This is a genomic window from Trichococcus collinsii (assembly GCF_900107505.1).
Taxonomy (GTDB): Bacteria; Bacillota; Bacilli; order Lactobacillales; family Aerococcaceae; genus Trichococcus; species Trichococcus collinsii.
Genome location: NZ_FNQH01000008.1, coordinates 32,153 through 51,740, shown reverse-complemented (window position 1 = coordinate 51,740; position 19,588 = coordinate 32,153). Strand labels below are relative to the sequence as shown.

General features: G+C 46.5%; 17 protein-coding genes. 7 read left to right on the top strand and 10 right to left on the bottom strand.

The features are described 5' to 3' along the window. Complete coding sequence (gene purK / locus BLV66_RS13395) at window positions 1-1,143, bottom strand: 5-(carboxyamino)imidazole ribonucleotide synthase (RefSeq protein ID WP_086986328.1); 1,143 nt, start codon at window positions 1,141-1,143, stop codon at window positions 1-3. Continuing rightward, window positions 1,127-1,615, bottom strand: a complete 489-nt coding sequence (gene purE / locus BLV66_RS13390) for a 5-(carboxyamino)imidazole ribonucleotide mutase (RefSeq protein WP_086986329.1) — start codon at window positions 1,613-1,615, stop codon at window positions 1,127-1,129. The genes purK and purE overlap by 17 nt, the downstream gene beginning before the upstream one ends. A gap of 378 nt (window positions 1,616-1,993) precedes the next feature. On the opposite strand from purE, the gene treR reads away from it, so the two are divergent. Then, window positions 1,994-2,710: a trehalose operon repressor gene (gene treR / locus BLV66_RS13385; RefSeq protein WP_086986330.1), complete on the top strand. Its 717-nt coding sequence runs from the start codon at window positions 1,994-1,996 to the stop codon at window positions 2,708-2,710. A gap of 54 nt (window positions 2,711-2,764) precedes the next feature. Here treR and BLV66_RS13380 read toward each other — a convergent pair whose 3' ends face one another. After that, a complete protein-coding gene (locus BLV66_RS13380; protein ID WP_176974283.1) occupies window positions 2,765-3,892 on the bottom strand; it encodes a GerMN domain-containing protein in 1,128 nt (375 codons plus the stop codon). A 183-nt stretch (window positions 3,893-4,075) separates the two neighbouring features. Between BLV66_RS13380 and BLV66_RS13375 the strand changes: the two genes are divergently transcribed. Beyond that, window positions 4,076-5,578 carry a DUF438 domain-containing protein gene (locus tag BLV66_RS13375; RefSeq protein ID WP_176974282.1) on the top strand — a complete coding sequence of 501 codons (1,503 nt, stop codon included), beginning with the start codon at window positions 4,076-4,078 and terminating at the stop codon, window positions 5,576-5,578. Between the two features lie 75 nt (window positions 5,579-5,653). On the opposite strand, the gene treC is transcribed toward BLV66_RS13375, so the two are convergent. From treC to rpmH, 7 genes are all read right to left on the bottom strand, one after another. Next, window positions 5,654-7,309, bottom strand: coding sequence for an alpha,alpha-phosphotrehalase (gene treC, locus BLV66_RS13370; protein WP_086986333.1), 1,656 nt, complete (start codon window positions 7,307-7,309; stop codon window positions 5,654-5,656). A gap of 79 nt (window positions 7,310-7,388) precedes the next feature. Then, window positions 7,389-8,834 (bottom strand): PTS system trehalose-specific EIIBC component, encoded by a 1,446-nt coding sequence (treP, locus tag BLV66_RS13365; protein ID WP_086986334.1) that lies wholly within the window; start codon window positions 8,832-8,834, stop codon window positions 7,389-7,391. Between the two features lie 230 nt (window positions 8,835-9,064). Next, a complete protein-coding gene (locus tag BLV66_RS13360) occupies window positions 9,065-10,072 on the bottom strand; it encodes an oxidoreductase (protein ID WP_086986335.1) in 1,008 nt (335 codons plus the stop codon). 158 nt (window positions 10,073-10,230) lie between these two features. Continuing rightward, window positions 10,231-11,046: an RNA-binding cell elongation regulator Jag/EloR gene (jag, locus tag BLV66_RS13355; protein ID WP_086986336.1), complete on the bottom strand. Its 816-nt coding sequence runs from the start codon at window positions 11,044-11,046 to the stop codon at window positions 10,231-10,233. Between the two features lie 35 nt (window positions 11,047-11,081). Beyond that, a complete protein-coding gene (gene yidC, locus BLV66_RS13350) occupies window positions 11,082-11,912 on the bottom strand; it encodes a membrane protein insertase YidC (RefSeq protein WP_086986337.1) in 831 nt (276 codons plus the stop codon). 31 nt (window positions 11,913-11,943) lie between these two features. After that, on the bottom strand, window positions 11,944-12,288 hold the full coding sequence (rnpA, locus tag BLV66_RS13345) for a ribonuclease P protein component (protein WP_086986338.1): 345 nt from the start codon (window positions 12,286-12,288) through the stop codon (window positions 11,944-11,946). Between the two features lie 226 nt (window positions 12,289-12,514). Further along, entirely contained in the window at window positions 12,515-12,649 is a 135-nt protein-coding gene (rpmH, locus tag BLV66_RS13340) for a 50S ribosomal protein L34 (protein ID WP_072763781.1), read from the bottom strand. Window positions 12,650-13,219: 570 nt separating this feature from the next. Between rpmH and dnaA the strand changes: the two genes are divergently transcribed. From dnaA to gyrB, 5 genes are all read left to right on the top strand, one after another. After that, window positions 13,220-14,551, top strand: coding sequence for a chromosomal replication initiator protein DnaA (dnaA, locus tag BLV66_RS13335; RefSeq protein ID WP_086986339.1), 1,332 nt, complete (start codon window positions 13,220-13,222; stop codon window positions 14,549-14,551). Between the two features lie 177 nt (window positions 14,552-14,728). Further along, entirely contained in the window at window positions 14,729-15,880 is a 1,152-nt protein-coding gene (gene dnaN / locus BLV66_RS13330) for a DNA polymerase III subunit beta (RefSeq protein WP_086986340.1), read from the top strand. Between the two features lie 365 nt (window positions 15,881-16,245). Further along, complete coding sequence (gene yaaA, locus BLV66_RS13325) at window positions 16,246-16,512, top strand: S4 domain-containing protein YaaA (RefSeq protein ID WP_086986930.1); 267 nt, start codon at window positions 16,246-16,248, stop codon at window positions 16,510-16,512. Then, window positions 16,509-17,630: a DNA replication/repair protein RecF gene (gene recF, locus BLV66_RS13320; protein ID WP_086986341.1), complete on the top strand. Its 1,122-nt coding sequence runs from the start codon at window positions 16,509-16,511 to the stop codon at window positions 17,628-17,630. Before yaaA ends, recF begins: the two co-directional genes overlap by 4 nt. A gap of 4 nt (window positions 17,631-17,634) precedes the next feature. Then, window positions 17,635-19,572: a DNA topoisomerase (ATP-hydrolyzing) subunit B gene (gyrB, locus tag BLV66_RS13315; RefSeq protein WP_086986342.1), complete on the top strand. Its 1,938-nt coding sequence runs from the start codon at window positions 17,635-17,637 to the stop codon at window positions 19,570-19,572. Window positions 19,573-19,588 lie beyond the last annotated feature (16 nt).

Sequence of the window (19,588 nt, the reverse complement as noted above, 5' to 3'; positions counted from 1 at the left end):
TTAAATTGTTCCTCCGTTCCAGATTCGGGTGTTGTCTATTTCTGTTAAGGTTGCTTCTTGATCATCCGTCAAAATGGTGATATGTCCCATTTTTCTGTCTGTGCGTGATTCTGCTTTGCCGTAGTAATGGAAAAACCAATCCGCTTTTTCTTCCCGCAGCGCGATTGTGCCTTCCATATGCTGTCCCAGAATATTGACCATGATGGCAGGCGACAATTGCCGTGCTGTCGGCATCGGCAATCCGGCGACTGCTTGGATATGGGCATCAAATTGAGAAACATTCATTGCTTCGATTGTATAATGGCCCGAATTATGCGGACGCGGTGCCAACTCATTGATGAAGATCGTGTCATCCGCTGCCAGGAACATTTCGATTCCCAGCGTACCCACCAACTGCAGCGCATCGGCAATCTGATGGGCCGCCTTGTTGGCTTTTTCGGCTACCGCAGATGTCACGCGGGCCGGCACAATCGATTCGTGCAGAATATTATTGATGTGGATATTTTCGGAAACCGGAAATACCGTAGCTTCGCCTTTTTTGTTGCGTACGATCATGACAGAAAGCTCTTTGGTGAACGGAACCCATGCCTCTAGAACGCAGATGCTGTCCGCCGCTAATTTCGTGGCTTCCTCTATGTCGGCTTCCGATTTCAGGACAACCTGTCCCTTACCATCATACCCGAAACGAGTCGTTTTTAAAACACTCGGATAGCCAATTTTAGCGATGGCCGCATCCAGTTGTTCCGCATTTTCCACTACCGCAAATTGCGCGATCGATACCCCTGCGGATTGAAGAAATTCCTTCTCCTTGATGCGGTCCTGTGTAATAGTCAAAATTCCGCTGCCTTGCGGAATGCTGGACAGTGTTTCCACTTCCTGCAGGGCTGCCGCATCGATATTCTCAAATTCGAATGTCACGACATCGGATTTTTCGGCTAGTTCACGCAATGCTACCGCATCAGCGTATGCCGCCTGGATGTGCCAATCCGCTACTTGGGCAGCCGGGCAATTTTCTCCCGGATCCAAAATCCCAACGGTGAATCCCATCCGCTTTGCGGACTGCGCCAGCATACGCCCTAATTGTCCCCCGCCGATGATACCGATCACGTCATTTGGTTTCAGTACTTTATACAAGGTCTTCACTGCTTTCCAATACTTTTTGTTTTAAAGCTTCCCGTCTCTTTTCCAATTGATCGGCTAAATCCTGATTTTCGATTGAAAGAATCTGTACCGCCAGCAGGCCGGCATTGATTGCCCCTGCTTTGCCGATGGCTACCGTCGCAACCGGAACACCGCCGGGCATCTGGACGATAGACAACAAAGAATCCATACCGCTCAATGCGCGCGATTGGACCGGAACTCCGATGACCGGAAGCGTCGTTTTCGCAGCGATCATACCAGGAAGGTGCGCTGCGCCGCCTGCGCCGGCAATGATGACTTTCGTTCCCGCAGCCCGCGCTTGTTCCGCAAAAGTGAACATCAGATCCGGTGTCCGGTGAGCCGAAACGACCTTTTTTTCATAAGCGATGCCGAATTCATCCAGTATCAAGCAAGCTTCTTTCATAGTTTCCCAGTCAGAAGTACTACCCATTACGACAGAAACAACCGTATTCATCCATTTTTCCCCCATTATCAATTTTTCATTTTTAATATAGCACATTATCTTTCATTATTCCAAACGTTTTTGGGAACAAATGGCGTTTTCGTTCGGAAATAATCTATTTTTATTTCAATCAGGAAAACCGATGCCCGCCTTTTTTATTAAAAAATACCTGTTTTTTTATTCAAAAATCAACTCTTCCCCACTGTGAATGGCAATAATATGATAAAATGATGATACGCAAACCCTTTCAAACTAAAAAATTACTGATTTCCTTTTTATTTCTGTTTTTATCCTATAGAATAAAATGGAATAATATTATTAAATATGATTTTTTCAACTTATTTATTTTATTTCCAACAAACCCATCCACTTACAGAAGGAGTGATGATCATGAATAAATTCTTCGATATCTATATGGATTTGAGAAAAAAAATTGAGCATGCAGAATTCGCAACCGGATCTTTGTTGCCCAGTGAAAAGACCCTTTCGGAGCATTATCATGTTTCACGGGAAACAATCAGAAAGGCTTTGGCGCTGTTGCTGGAAGGTGGATATATCCAGAAGAAGCAAGGCAAAGGATCGATTGTTCTGGACATCAGACGGTTCAATTTCCCAGTTTCAGGATTAATCAGTTTCAAAGAGCTTCAGGATTCCCAACAAATCCCGAATGAAACAATCGTCATCAAGAATAAGCTCGAGACCATTCCGGATTTTCTTGCCGAAGATCTGAAAGTCGATCCCAATCGAAAAGTGATCTCCCTTATCCGGCTACGCAAGATTGCCGGAGAAGTCGTCATCATGGACAAGGACTACCTCTTCAATGATATTATCGAACAAATCCCTTCCGATGTTGCCGAAAATTCCATCTATGCGTATTTGGAAAATGAATTGGGCCTGAATATCGCTTATGCAAAAAAAGAATTTGTTGTGGAGCCAGCGACACGGGAAGATCACAAGCTGATGAATCTGAAGGATGACACGCATGTCGTCGTCGTCAAAAGTGAAGTCTATCTGGAAGACACACGTCTGTTCCAGTACACAGAGTCGCGCCATCGTTTGGACCGCTTCCGATTCGTCGAATTCGCCCGCAGAAAACATAGTTTATAAGCAAAAAAGATGAAGCCTTGCCGGCTTCATCTTTTTTGCTTATGTAAGAGCTGATCACTCATTGACATTCGTATAATCAACGGTGAAATAGGCACCCTCGGCCATCAGGATATGACCTGATTCATATGGGTTTCCCGCTACGGTTAGGTAAACTTCCTGGACACCGTAATATTCCCCAATCGTATTGACGACTCCCTGCAAAATCAGCGATTCCGCCGATGTCCCGGCATTCATCTCAGAAACGAATTCATGCGAGAAGTCCACATAGACACGCCCATCATCACTCAAGGACAAGCTGTTGATGGAGACATTCGGTCCGATCAGACTTCCCCCTGGCGCATCCGGTACGTTCTTCAGCGCTTCCGCCAGAATGGTTCGGGTAACCTCATTGGTCCCATAGGATAAGGCAACACTTGTTGCATTCAGTCCCATCAGCTCACTGTCCGGATAAAAGACGCGCAACTGTTGCGTTTCCGGAACATTCTCGTTGCGGGCTTCCAGACTGGAAGAAACAATCATATCATCCCCAAGATCCGTGACCCGTTTCACCAAGCCCATATCCTTTACGTAGTAATCCTTGGTAGTGGAGGCTTCATAAGTTGTCGTCACTTCAAGAGCTTCGAAATTGCCCATCGGCGTTTCGATCTGGGCAGTCAGATTCGTGATTTCGGAAGGGATTCCGCTCGCATTCACCCAACTGTTCCCGACTTCCAAAGGCTCCTTCAACAGAATGTCCAACTGGTTTGCCGCATCACCGCTTGCTGTTTTTTCCAGCATATTTTCCCTGAAGTAGGTTTCAGGACGCGTGAACACTTCCCTGAGTTCACCGTCAGCGAGTTCCAATACCGTCACAATCTGAGTGCCTCCATTATTGGAAGTGATCTGCATCCGGTTGCCTTCGATATATTGCGGATAGACAGTGAAGGAAGCATACTCATTCCCTTCACCCAAATATTTTGTAAATATGGATGCGCTGAATGGATAATAAGCCTCGATTGTCATTGCGTCTGCAGGTTCCGAGGAAGCCGAGCTGCTATCTGTTGAACTGGATACGGAAGAAGACACACTACTGATAGCCGAAGAATCAGCTGACGAATCGGTAGCCGATCCTCCAAAGAGACTGCAAGAAGCTAATAAGGGCACCAACAACGCTACCATCAGATTCGAAACTTTCTTTATCATCTTTTTTGTCCCACCTTCTGCCTTAGTTGCCTTCATTATATCACAACCGCTTACTAAGGCATTACCCTAACTATCGCTACAACGCACGAATGCTGTGGCACTAAGCAGCTCCTTTCAAGTATAATGAAGCCAGCACGAAACCAAAAGAAATATTTCACAAATTTAAATAGAGGTGGAAAATTTATGAAGGAAATCAGTTTGAACGATACCGTCTCCAGCCTGGTGAAGCAGTACCCTGAAATCAGGGAAGTCATCATCAGCCTAGGCTTCGAACCATTGCGCAGCGACAAGATGCTGAATACTGCCGGCCGGATCATGACCATCGGGAAGGCCCTCAAACGCAACGATGTACCGGAGGCTACATTCGTCGAAATGCTGGCAAAAAACGGGTTCAGCGTGAAGGAATTGGCGTCGTTAGCAGTTGCTCCAAGCGAACCGGAAGAATCCGCCGCTCCAACCGGTGGAATTGCCCGTATGGGTTCAACGGAATTCCAGGAGCGCCAGGACATTCTGCAGAGCCTCATTCTGCGCTTGCATAATGGCGAGGATTGGGATGAGGTGCAAGCCGACTTCAAGAAGCATTTCACAGGCGTCAGCGCCTATGAGATTTCTGTCATGGAGCAAGGCCTGATGGGCAAAGGGATAGACGCCGAAGATATCCAACGCCTCTGCAACGTGCATGCTTCGCTCTTCGGCGGATCAATCGAAGCGGTCTATACCACTTCAGCGGAACAGCAGCATGCCGGGCATCCGATCCAAGTTTTGAAACTCGAAAACTTGGCCATCGAAAACACGTTGGAAAAAATCAGCAAATTATTGGCCGTTTACCTTGAAACAAAGGAACCGAGCCTGAAGGAAGGCATCCAGAAACAATTGGCGCTGCTCGGCGAATTCGATAAGCATTATGCCCGCAAAGAATATGCCCTCTTCCCGATCATGGAGAACAAAGGCATCACAGCTCCGCCAAAAGTCATGTGGGGTGTCGATGACGATATCCGCGCCATGTATAAAAACTTCAAAGCCCTATTGCAAAAAGAGGATTTTGACGCGATCCCCAAAGCTTTCTCCGACCTGAAATACGAAATGACGGAAATGATCACGAAGGAAGAAGACATCCTCCTGCCGATGATTATCGATATCTTTAACGAGGACCACTGGCTGCAGATCGCCAAGGAGTCCGAAGAAATCGGCTACTGCATCGTCAAACCGGAAACAAAATGGGTGCCGGAACGTTCTATCCCCGAGGATGTTTCACATGAAACACAGCAGACGGAAACAAATCCTTACATCACTTTCCAAACCGGGCATCTGACGACGCATCAATTGGAAAAGATGCTGAACAACATCCCTTTGGAATTGACTTTTGTCGATGCGAACAATATCGTGCGCTACTACAATGACAACGGCGAAGAAAAATTTTTCAAGCGCACCAGCAGCGCGATCGGCCGCGACGTCATGAACTGCCATCCACCGAAGAGCCTGCCAATCGTCACGAAACTGCTCGCCGACCTAAAATCAGGTGCGAAAGAAAGCGAATCGATGTGGTTCCACGCGATGGGCAAATTCATCCTGGTCACCTACCGCGCCGTCAGGGATGACGACGGCAGCTATATGGGAACCCTTGAATATGTGCAGGACATCCAACCGATCATCGATCTTGACGGCGAAAAGCGGACACTTTCCTAAACTACCGCTTTTGCAACACCACACAGGCAAAAAAAAGGAGATTCCGCTTATGAGGAATCTCCTTTTTCTTGCTGTTTATTTGGTTATCCTGAAAGCGATGGTTTCGTAGGGCTGCAGCGTGAAGGACGGCGCAAGCTGCCTCTCCCCGTAGTTGCCGACCAGGAAACTGCTGGCCGTACTTGCCCATTCTTCCGGTACGGCGATTGTGTACTCCCCGGCATAGAAATGGTTCAGGACAAGCACTTTTTCCACTTCATTCTCCCGAATGTAGGCAAACACTTCGGGATCGTCCAACAGGATCCCCTCGTAGGAACCGTCCGAAATGACTGCATGCTCTTTGCGGATACGGATCAGCGCTTGATAGTAACGGAAAATTTTGCCCTCAGCGAGCTCCTTCTCGACGTTAACTTCCGGATAATTGGCCGCCACCTGCAGCCATGGTTCACCGGTCGTAAAGCCGGAGTGCAAACTGCTGTCCCATTGCATCGGCGTCCGGCTATTGTCGCGGGATTTTTGTTTGATGATGCGCATGGCCTCCAGGTGCGTCAATCCGGCAAGTTTCAGATCACGGTAGGCATTGTGCGACTCGATATCCCGATAAACGCTGATATCGTCATAATCCGGATTCGTCATGCCAATTTCCTCGCCTTGATAGATGTAAGGCGTGCCCCGCAGCAGATGGATCGTTTGCGCCAGCATAGAAGCTGTTTCAAAAGGATATCGGATCGGATCGCCGAAGCGGCTATTGGCGCGCGGCTGATCATGATTGTTCCAGAACAGTGCATTCCAGCCGTTCCCATCAGACATTCCAGCCTGCCATTCATTCAAAATCCGCTTCAATTCAAGAAAATTGAACGGATGATCCGTCCATTTTTCACCATCCTTGTAGTCGACCTTCAGATGGTGGAAGCTGAAAATCATCGACAATTCGCTCCTGTCCGGATTCGAATAAAGGATCCCGTTCTCGACTGTGGTCGAAGACATCTCGCCGACCGTGATGATGTCCTCCAGCGTACCGAACGATGCCTGATTCAGCGCGTGGATATATTCATGTACGATCGGTCGGTCCGTGTAGAGGCTCTTTTCGTTGCTCCCTTGACTGTCAACCAACGCGACATCCTTGCCGATGAGGTTCAAAACATCGAAACGGAAACCCTTGATGCCCTTTTCCAACCAGAAATTGACGACTTGCTGCAGTTCCTGGCGCACTTTCGGATTGCGCCAGTTCAGATCTGCTTGCGTGACATCAAACAGATGCAGATAGTACTTACCGGTGTCCCCAAATGGCGCCCATGCTTCCCCGCCGAATTTCGAACCCCAATTCGTCGGAAGGCTGCCGTCTGCTTTCGGATCGCGGATGATGTAATAATCTTGGTACTCTTTGTCCCCGGACAATGCTTTCTGGAACCACTCATGAGTAGTCGACGTATGGTTGAACACCATGTCGAACATGATTTCGATGCCGTGCTGCTTGAGCTTCCAGATCAGTTCTTCAAAATCTGCCATCGTACCGAAAACAGGATCGATGGCATAATAATCAGTGATGTCATACCCGTTGTCCATTTGCGGAGATACGAAGATTGGATTCATCCAGATCATATCGATGCCCAACTCCGCCAAATAAGGAACTTTACTGATGATCCCCTGGATGTCACCGATGCCGTTGCCGTCGGAATCCTTGAACGATTTTGGATAAAGCTGATAGATCACTTTTTTTTGAAAGTCTTTCATTGAAATTCCCCCTGTCTTCTCACTATGACTGAAGGCAAAAAGCTTCGCTAACAGCTTTTTGCCTCCAGTAATTCATTTTTTACTTTTGCGTTTGGATAACCGGTGCATCCTCAATATCCCCTTTGGGAGCGAAAAGTTGTTTCTTATCAAACACAATCGTCAACAGGAACGGCACAACGATCGCGATGGCCATACATACGAAGAACATCGCCATCGAATCGGTCTGGATGCTGAGGAAACCAGGAATCCCGCCGACCCCGATACTGTTCGCCATGACGTTGAAAGTTGTAGCCACCAAACCGGCGATACCGGATCCAATCATGGCTGCAACGAACGGATAGATGTATTTGATGTTAATACCGAACATAGCCGGCTCAGTTACGCCCAAGTAACAGGAAATAGCGGCCGGGATAGAAACCTGTTCCTCTTTCTCATTCCCTCTGTGCAGGAAGATGATCGCCATTACTGCCGAGCCTTGCGCGATATTTGAAAGGGCAATCATCGGCCACAGGTTCGTGCCTCCGAAATCGGCGATTAGCTGCAGGTCGATGGCATTGGACATATGGTGAAGCCCCGTAATGACGAGCGGCGAATAGAGCGTACCGAAGAACAGACCGAACAACCATCTGAAGTCCCCTGTCAATCCCGCATAGACAACTTCAGAAACCCATTGTCCGATGGTCCAACCGATTGGTCCCAATACAGTATGCGCGACGATGACAGTAGGAACCAAGGCCAACAACGGAACAACAATCATCGAAATGTACTGTGGAACCCATTTACGTAGCCAGATCTCCAAGTATGCCAGGAGGAAACCAGCCAACATGGCCGGAATGACTTGTGCTTGATAACCGATTTTGTTGATCGTGAAAGCACCGAAGTCCCAGAATGGGATCTCTTCCGCACCGGCAACACCATAGGCATTCAATAATTGCGGTGATACCAATGTGATACCGAGAACGATACCCAGAATTTGCGTAGTGCCCATCTTTTTCGTGATGCTCCAAGTGATGCCGACTGGCAAGAAGTGGAAAATCGCTTCACCGATCAGCCAAAGGAAATCATTGACGCCTGTCCAGAACTGCGAATTGGAAACGATTGTGCCGTTGGCAAAGTTGATTCCTTCAAGCACGTTGCGGAAGCCTAGGATAAGCCCCCCTACTACGATGGCCGGAATCAGTGGCGTAAAGATTTCTGCCAGCACAGCCATGGCACGCTGCACGACATTCTGATTCTGCTTGGCCGCCGCTTTTGCCTCATCTTTGGAGACGCCTTCTTTGCCGGATACCTTCGCAAACTCGTTATAAAATTGTGGCACTTCATTACCGATAATGACCTGAAATTGTCCTGCTTGGGTGAAGGTTCCTTTTACTGCGGGTATGTCTTCGATCTTCTTGATGTTGGCGGCAGCCGGGTCATTCAGGACGAAACGCATCCGAGTGGCACAGTGACTGACTGCAGAAATATTATCGGGGCCTCCGATATACTCCAGCAAGTCTTTTGCATCTTTGTTGAAATCTACCATTTTTTCTCCTCCTAAACTTGTATATACATGTTCCTGACATTTCTATTTTACCGCGAACAACTTTATAATGCAAACGTTTTCTGGATGCAACATACTTACTTGTATATACAAGTCGTTTGTTTTCCGCATTTTATGAAGCGTTAACAAGCTAGACAACACCCTTAAAAAAAACGACAAAAGAATCGGATGATGCCCCGGTTCCTTGCCGTTTATTGATTAAACTGAGTCTCTCATATCCCGTTTTTCACTTTCACTAACGTACGCCCATGCATCTTTCCGTCCATGATTTTCCCGAAAGCCGCTGGCAAATCTTCCAGCGTGATTTCCTGTTCGACCAGCAAATCAAGATTTTCCGGCTTAAGATCGTTTGCCATGCGCCCCCAAAGCTTGATGCGCTCAGCGTAAGGATGGCTCACCGAGTCGATCCCCACAAGCTTGACACCCCTCAGGATAAAAGGCAGCACGGTCGCGTCGAATGCGATTCCGCCGGCATTTCCGCTCAAAGCCAGACAGCCTCCGTAATGCAGCTGCGCCAATAAATCAGGCAGCATCGGGCCACCGACCGGATCGATGACCGCCGCCCAACGCTGCTGCGCCAAAGGCCGCTTCTTCTCCAGAGCCACTTCGTCGGGATGGAGGACCGCTTCAGCACCGAGTCCCTTCAGGTAATCCATGCAGTCCGCTTTCTTCCGGGACACGGCTTCGACCTTATACCCAAGACGCTTCAGCATCGCGATCGCTATGCCGCCGACACCGCCGGAAGCCCCAGTCACCAAAACCACACCGCTTTGCGGCTGGATGTCTTGTTGCTCCAAGGCATCCACCGATTCAGCAGCTGTGTAGCCGGCCGTCCCGATGATCATCGCTTCCCTCAGGCTCAATCCTTCCGGCAACGGCACGACCCAAGCTGCAGGGACCCGAGCAAATTGGCTAAATCCGCCGAAATGACTGACCCCTAAACCGTAGCCAGTCACGATTACCTTATCGCCCGCTCGGAAAGCTGGATCAAGCGATTCCGCAACCACACCGCTCAGATCGATCCCCAAAATCATGGGATAATTGCGGATGACCCCGCTTTTCGGATTGCTTCCGGCTAGCCCGTCCTTGTAGTTGACGCTCGAGTAGTGCACTTCGATCAGCACCTCCCCATCAGGCAAGTCCTCTTTTGTTAATGTTCTGATCGTCGTCTCCACTTTCGCATCTATATTTTCGGCCCATAAAGCTTTGAACTTTTCCATAATCCATTCCCCTCTTTTCTGCTTGTATTTCCTTAAGTTTAGTCCATCTTCCCATAATTTGCGACATCTTCCCCGCAACCCTCAGGAAAAAAGAACCAAATAAAAAAACCTTCACCGGGAATCAAGCTGATCCCTGGTGAAGGCTTTATGATATTCGATTAGTCCGCTATCTCAACAACCAAATAACGATGCGGCTCTTTGCCCTCGGAATGGGTTTTGATGCGTTTGTTCTGGCTCAAGCGCGCATGGATCTGTTTTCTTTCAAAAGCAGGCAGCGGCTCAAGGAACACGGGCTGTCTCGTTTTGATGACGCGTTCCGCAGTACGGTCGGCGATGCTTTCCAATACGGCAGCTCTGCGCTCACGGTAGTCACCGACATTCACGATTACGGACAGGCGGCGACGCACATAGCGTTGCACCAGCGCTTGCGCCAATATCTGCAGAGCATTGACGATTTTTCCGTATTTGCCGATCAATAACCCTGGCTTTTCGCTTTCCATTTGGAAAATCAGCATATTGTTCTTCTCTTCGACCGTCACGATCGCAGGAGCCCCGTATGCTTCAGCTACCGAAGTAAGATACTCGGTCACTGCGGCAATCGCTTCATCGCGGCCGGATTCTTCATCATAATCTTCGGCTTCTTCATACTCATCGGAAAAAATCACTTTATCGATTTCAGGTTGATCAGCCAATATCTTTTCCGCAGTTTCCGGATAATCCTCTTCAAGATCTTCTACGATATCTTCGACTGTCTCTTCGATCTCAGCTAACTGGATATCGCCTGCTTCATCAAAATCCCTGATTTCTTTGCGCGTGATTTCCACGACTGCCTCTTTTTGTCCGAATCCAAAAATCCCTTTTTTTCCTTCAGAGATTACGACGATATCGGCTTCATGGCTATCTACGCCCAACAAATTCAGACCTTTGCGAATCGCTTTATCAACGGTCGTATCTTTCGCAATTACTTTATCCATAATAGAATGTCATCCTTTCCTACTTCAAAGTATAACTAGTTTTTCTTTTTCTTTTTAGGATTTTGGGCTTTCTTCAATGCTTTTTCGCGCGCTTTTATTTCTGCTTCCGCTTGTTCGCGCTCGCGGATGGCCTTGTATGGGTTGTTCAGCATCAGTGTCTGACCGACCGAAAAGGCATTACTTGCTACCCAGTACAATGACAAGGCGCTCGGGAAGTTGATACCCATCATCAAAATCATGATTGGCATCGTGTACGTCATCGATTTTGTCGCGGAATTCGCTTCCGTCTGTGACATCATCGTCAGCTTGCTTGTGGCATACGTCAGTATTGCGGCCACTACCGGAAGAATGAAGAATGGATCGCGTTCTCCCAGGTTCATCCATAGGAAGCTGCCGCTCTTCAAAATTTCAGTCCGGCTGATTGCTTGGTACAACGCCATCAATACGGGCATCTGAACCAAAACAGGCAAACAACCCATATAAGGATTCACATCGTTATCTGCATATAGCTTGGAAACTTCCTTCTGCAGATGTTCTTGCGTTTCCCGATCTTTAGAGGCATATTTCGCCTGCAACGCTTTTATCTGCGGTTGAACAGCCGACATTTTTTTCGTGCTCTTCGTTTGGAAATGATTAAGCGGCAACAGAATAACCCGGATAATGATCGTAAAAGCAATGATTCCTAGACCATAATTACTGAAAAATAGATCGGACAACCAAACGATCATGTTGGAGAAATTAAAGACAACATAACGATCCCAAAAACCGGCACTTTCTGAGGTAATAGGTTCCGTTCCACACGCTGACAAAACCATCATAACAGCAAATAAGCTGAGTGTAAAAAGTAATCGCTTACGCTTTGACAAGAGAACTCCTCCTTAATAGGAATAATATAGTTTATTTATTTTTCAAAAGGCTGGAAAGCTTAAGAACGTGGGTCAGACTTTTCTTGACTTCCGCAGCCGACATTTCAGCAACCGGTTTGCGCGCGATAACGATGAAGTCAATGTCCTGAACCAAATCTGCCTTCAATTCCGTGAGTGCCTGGCGAATCTTTCTTTTGACGGCATTCCGCACGACAGCATTACCGATTTTTTTGCCGACGGACAAACCGACCCGAAAATGCGATTGCCCCTTTTTATCGAGCACATAGATCACGAATTGGCGGTTCGCTTTGGACACACCATTATGAAATACTTTCTGAAATTCTTTTTCTTTCTTAACACGAAAAGATTTCCTCATGTTCTTCCCTCAAATCTGCAATCATAACATGCAAAAAAAATCTCTCCCAAATGGAGAAAAACAGAAAAATTTCTCTCTCCGTTATCATCACAAATCTGAACCCCACTCCCAAGGCATCTCTGCTCTCGGTTCTGTTGGACACATTTGTCACACTCTCCATTTAAGAAAGACATTTTTGCATTTTTCGAAATACTTAAAAAAAAAGACCACTGAAACGGTCAGTGATCTATGCAGAGATAACTTTTCTGCCTTTAGCGCGTCTTCTTGCTAATACTCTACGGCCGTTTTTTGTGCTCATACGTTTACGGAAACCATGAACGGATTGACGGTGACGTTTTTTAGGTTGGTATGTTCTTTTCATTGATCTTTACACCTCCTGATAAACTATCTTTCAAATAGGTTATATTTCACTGTTTAGACAGTCCATTAACATTATAAAGAGACAGAATGTGACCTGTCAAGTAAAATTGGTTCATTTTATTGAACTCACTGAGATATAATAGCACAAATCATCGAAAGATAAAACACCTTTCTTGAAAAAAATTGGATTCTCATCAAAATAAAATTATCCACAACCTTTTTTTTAATACACAATGCCACGGGATAACTCCTGCAGCCTCCTTGATTGCTCACACCTTCAACCCGGTTTATCCACATTCCTACAACCTGTGCATTTCTGCCGAAACACCATCTGGAAAAACTGTGGAAAAGTGTATCAAACGCTGTAACAATCAACGTTTAAAAAACATCCCATTCCACAACGGACCGTGGACAACTGCTTCTCCCACAAACATTGTCCACACCCTCTTTAAGCCTGTGGACAACTACTTATGCACCGGTTGATTGTTTTATTCACAGCTGAAAAGAGTTGTGGAAAACTTTTTGATATAATGCTAAAATAAAAAGGACTCACTAAAAGGAGGTGTCCCATTTGGATGACATCTATTCATTATGGCGTTATCTGCAAGAAAAATTTCAAGAATCATTGTCAAAAGTCAGCTATGATACTTGGATAGACAGCGCAGTCCCGGTCCGACTGACTGACACGAATATCATCATCGAAGTCCCCTCTTCTTTACATAAAGATTATTGGCAAAATAACTTGATGAGCAGAATTGTCGAAGGCATCTACGAATTCAGCGGCAAAGAACTGACTCCCATTTTTATGATCAAGAATGAGGAAATGCCTGATATTGCAAAACCGACCATCAAACGCACCAACAACAATCGTCTCTTCAAGGATGCCCAACTGAACAGCAAGTATACCTTTGACACCTTTGTTATAGGAAAAGGAAACCAGATGGCTCATGCTGCCGCCCTCGTCGTGGCGGAGGAACCCGGCACAATCTACAACCCGCTCTTCTTCTATGGAGGAGTGGGCTTAGGCAAGACCCATTTGATGCACGCCATCGGCCATCAAATGCTGCAACTGCGGCCAACCGCGAGAGTAAAATATGTCAGCAGCGAAACATTCGCTAATGATTTCATCAATTCCATCCAGAATCGAACGCAGGAGCAATTCCGCAACGAATACCGCAGCGTAGACTTATTGATGGTCGATGATATTCAATTTTTTGCCGACAAAGAAGGAACGCAGGAAGAATTCTTCCATACTTTCAATGCGCTTTACGATGAACGCAAGCAGATTGTGCTGACGAGCGATCGTTTGCCGAACGAGATACCTAAACTACAGGAACGGCTTGTCTCCCGTTTTGCTTGGGGCTTATCTGTTGATATCACGCCGCCCGATCTGGAAACACGCATCGCCATTCTGCGCAAAAAAGCCAACAGCGAGCGCCTGGAAATTCCTGATGACACCCTCAGCTACATCGCTGGGCAGATAGATTCCAACATCAGGGAACTGGAAGGCGCGCTCGTTCGGGTTCAAGCCTATTCAGCGATACAAGGGACCGACATCACCACCAGTTTGGCAGCGGACGCACTGAAGAGCATCATGCCTTCCGAAAAACCAAAAGCTTTATCCATCTATGCCATCCAGCAAGCGGTCGGGAAATATTACCATGTGACCGTAGAGGAATTGAAAGGCAAGAAGCGCACCAAGGGAATCGTGGTGCCAAGACAAATCGCCATGTACCTTTCCCGGGTGATGACGGACAATTCCTTGCCGAAAATCGGTTCCGAATTCGGCGGCAAGGATCACACGACCGTCATCCATGCCCATGACAAAATTGCCCTTGTCGTAAAAAAAGACCCTGTTCTGCAACGCGAAATCGAGACGATCCAAAACAGTCTGAAAAAATGATCCTCTCGCGCATTGTGGATAAGCCAATAAATAAGACGCCATTTACGAACACGTTATCCACAGGTGGAAAACGATTGGTTTTGTCAGCTTCTTTCACTTATCCACAGTATGAACAGGCCCTACTACTATTACTAATATTATTTAATTTATATTAATAACCATCGGAGGTCCCTTATTATGAAATTTTCCATTAATCGTCAGGTTTTGATCAAACACTTATCTGACGTACAAAGAGCTATTTCCAGCAGAACGACAATTCCTATTTTGACAGGGGTAAAAATCAGTGCTGATGAAAATGGCATCGTATTGAGCGGAAGCGATTCGGATATTTCCATCGAAACTCTGATCCCTGTGTCGGAAGAGAATAACCAGATTGAAATCCACACACAAGGCGGCATTGTCCTGCCGGCTCGTTTCTTCAGCGAAATCGTAAAAAAATTAGCTGATGAAAAAATCACGATTGAAGTCAAAGATCATTTCCAGACTAACATCACTTCTGCAAAAGCATCTTTCACCATCAACGGAATCGATGTAAACAACTATCCGAATTTCCCGGTCATCGATTCGAATGAGGTCATCACCTTGCCGACCGCTTTATTCAAACAAGTGATCCAGCATACAGTAATCGCAACGTCGACACAAGAAAGCCGTCCGATCTTGACTGGGGTGAACATGACCATCCAAAATGGGAAATTGACAGCAGTCGCTACGGACAGCCATCGTTTGAGCCAGCGCGTCATCTCGATCGCGGCTCCAGAATCACAGCTGGAAAAAACCTACAATGTCATCATTCCCGGAAAAAGCTTGGTGGAACTCTCGCGGATTGTTGAGAACCAACCGACAATCGAAATGATGATCACGGAGAACCAGGTCCTTTTCAAAGCCGAAAATGTTTATTTCTATTCGCGCTTGTTGGAAGGCTACTACCCGGATACAAACCGATTGATACCGGCCAGCTCCAGCACTCAGATCGTCCTGAATGCCTATGATCTGCTACAGGCTACCGACCGTGCCTCCCTGCTTTCGCACGAAGGAAAAAACAACGTCGTCAAATTGTCCATTGACGCAAACAAAGTCGAGTTATCAGGAAACTCCCCTGAAGTCGGCAATGTGGAAGAATCCTTAGCCTATGAGTCTGCCAGTGGCGATCCGCTGATCATTTCCTTCAATCCCGATTACATGAAGGATGCGCTACGCACATTCGGCCAACAGGATGTCCAAGTCAATTTCACTTCGGCTGTACGCCCATTCACGGTCGTACCTGCAGATCGTGAAGACGATAACGATAATTCGTTTATCCAATTGATCACGCCTGTAAGGACTTATTGATCCAATTGATATAGTCAAAAAAGCAAGGAAACGATCGGATCGTTTCCTTGCTTTTTGCTTATCTAAAAATGAAAACGCTCAGACCAGAGCCGTTTTCCCCATAGGAAGAAAGTCTGCATCCGCTCCATTTATTCAGCTAAAGATAAAATGACCGAAAAACGCGAATTTTAAATTTATAAGCCTATAGACGCTTTCGTTGGGATATAGCTAATTTGTATTGTTTTCTAAAAAAATTGAAATAAGGGCCTTTTTTTTCGCGAAAATTTGAAATTGATCAAAAAAAATAGTATAATAAACATATTAATGAGCGTTGTTGCGTGGGTTTTATTTTCCACGCTTATTTTATTGGAAAATAGGTGAATTTCTTGAAAAATATTGTGAATATTGATGCAGAGTTCATTACTCTTGGTCAACTACTGAAACATGTCAATCTGATTTCCAGCGGCGGAATGGCCAAATGGTTCCTTTCAGAATACGTGGTGTACGTAGATAACGAAAAAGAAGACCGCAGAGGCCGCAAATTGTTTCCCGGTACGATGATCGATATCCCTGGTGAAGGCACTTTCTTCATCCAGTCAACAAAATCGGATAAAGAAAAGGCTGAGCAAAACAACAGTGAGTCCGAAGCATGATCCTGAAAGAAGTGACGCTGCAAAATTTTCGGAATTATCCGTCTCTTTCCGTGTCCTTTTCAGACGGCATCAATGTGTTTTTGGGTGAGAATGCGCAAGGCAAAACTAATCTCATGGAAGCAATCTATGCATTGGCTTTGGCAAGGAGTCCGCGCACGTCAAACGAAAAAGAGATGATCCGGTGGCAAGCAGATTCTGCCAAAATAACCGGCAAAATCCAAAAAAGGGTTTCCACGTTCCCGTTGGAAATCATTTTTTCCAAAAAAGGTAAGATTGCCAAAGTCAATCACCTGGAACAAAAAAAACTGAGCCAATACATCGGTCAACTGAACGTTGTACTGTTCGCCCCGGAAGACCTGAATCTGGTGAAAGGCGCACCCGCCAACCGGAGAAAATTCCTGGATATGGAGCTGGGCCAGATGAACCCGGTCTATCTGCATGATCTTGTACAATATCAGCGGATACTGAAGCAACGGAACCTTTATCTGAAGCAGTTGGTGACCGGCAAAGCCAAGGATGAAGTCTATTTGGATGTGTTGACGGAGCAATTGGCCATTTTGGGTGCCGATCTGTTGGTCTACCGTCTCCAGTTCATAAAAAAATTGGAAGCTTGGGCCCAACCGCTGCACAAAGAGATTTCTTTGGAGCGGGAAGACCTGACGATCGCCTACAAGTCCAACATCGAGTTATCTGATGAGATGGATAAAGACGCTATTTTTTTGAAACTGATGGAAGCTTTCAGCCAAGGGAAAAGCCGGGAACGGGATCAGGCTGTCACCCTTTTCGGTCCACACCGCGATGATCTGATCTTTCAGGTGAACGGGCGCAATGTCCAAAACTATGGCTCTCAAGGACAGCAAAGAACGACTGTCCTCAGTCTCAAACTGGCGGAGATCGAATGCATGAATGAGGTCCTGGGGGAGTATCCAATCCTGTTGCTGGATGATGTCCTGTCAGAGTTGGATGATGAACGCCAGACCCATCTGCTGAAAGCGATCGAGAAGAAGGTCCAGACCTTTTTGACGACAACCAGTTTGGATGGCATAAAAAAGAATAAGATAGACGAACCGACTATCTACCATATAAAAAACGGTGAAGTAGAAATGGAAGGTGTGTAACAGAATGGCAGAAACTGAAATGAACAAAGCTGAACGAGCAAAAGAATATGATGCCAGTCAGATCCAGGTCCTGGAAGGACTGGAAGCAGTCCGCAAACGTCCTGGGATGTACATCGGCTCTACCAGTGGCGCGGGTTTGCACCATTTGGTCTGGGAAATCGTGGATAATTCCATCGATGAAGCGTTAGCCGGCTTTGCAACGAAAATTGAAATAATAATCGAAAAAGACAATAGTATAACCGTAACCGATAATGGCCGTGGTATTCCAGTCGATATCCAAGCGACGACTGGCCGCCCCGCTGTAGAAACGGTCTTCACCGTTCTTCATGCAGGCGGAAAATTCGGCGGTGGAGGCTACAAAGTTTCAGGCGGTCTCCATGGTGTTGGCGCGTCCGTCGTGAATGCCCTGTCTTCTGAATTGACCGTAAACGTCTATAAAGACAATAAAATTTATACCCAAACGTTCGTACGCGGGGACATCACATCCGATTTGACCATCACGGGAGATACTGATAAGCATGGTACGGAGGTCCGTTTCCTGCCCGATCCGGAAATTTTCAAGGAAACGACTGTCTTTGAGTTTGAAAAACTGGCCGTACGTGTCAGGGAATTGGCTTTCTTGAACAAAGGGTTGAACATTTCCATCACGGACAGACGTCCAGAAGAACCTGTTGAACAAGACTATTATTACGAAGGCGGAATCAAGAGTTACGTCGAGTTTCTGAACCGCAATAAAAAAGTCATTTTCGAAGAACCCATCTACATCGAAGGCGAGCAGGACGATATTCAAGTTGAAGTAGCGATGCAATATACGGATGGCTATCATACAAATTTTCTGAGTTTCGCCAATAATATCCATACTTACGAAGGCGGAACCCATGAATCCGGTGCAAAGACCGCTTTGACCCGTGTCATCAATGACTATGCAAAACGCAATAAGATCATCAAGGAAAATGAAGAGAACCTGACCGGGGAAGATGTGCGCGAAGGCCTTACCCTTGTTCTCTCCATCAAACATCCTGATCCGCAGTTCGAAGGACAAACAAAGACAAAATTGGGTAATTCAGAAGCGCGTACCATCACTGATCGACTTTTTTCAGCGTACTTTGATAAATTCCTAATGGAAAACCCGCAAGTCGCCCGTCAGATTGTCGAAAAAGGTATGTTGGCTGCCCGCGCACGTTTAGCAGCCAAAAGAGCCCGTGAAGTGACACGTAAGAAGAGCGGCTTGGAAATCAGTAATCTGCCCGGTAAATTGGCCGATTGCTCCAGTAAAAATCCAGCAGAATCCGAAATATTCATCGTCGAAGGAGACTCAGCCGGAGGTTCGGCAAAACAAGGCCGTTCCCGTTTCTTCCAGGCAATCCTGCCAATCCGAGGAAAGATTCTGAATGTAGAGAAAGCATCCATCGACAAAATCCTCGCCAATGAAGAGATCCGTTCGTTGTTTACGGCGATGGGTACCGGCTTCGGTGGAGACTTTGATGTTTCCAAAGCCCGTTACCATAAATTGGTCATCATGACCGATGCCGATGTCGATGGCGCGCATATCCGTACGTTGCTGCTGACGCTTTTCTATCGCTATATGCGCCCTTTAGTCGAAGCCGGATACGTGTATATCGCACAGCCACCTTTGTATCAGGTGAAGCAAGGCAAAAAAGAGAAGTACCTCGATACCGATCAAGAGCTGGAAGAGTACCTTGCTTCCATCCCTGACTCGCCAAAACCAATCATCCAACGCTATAAAGGACTTGGAGAAATGGATGCAGAACAATTATGGGATACGACCATGAACCCTGAGAACCGTCACTTCCTGCAGGTGACCGTCGATGATGCCGTCAAAGCTGACGAAACATTGAATATGCTTATGGGGGATCATGTAGAACCAAGAAGGAACTTCATCGAAGAAAATGCGGTCTACGTGAAGAACTTGGATATCTAAAAGGGGGTTGGAAATT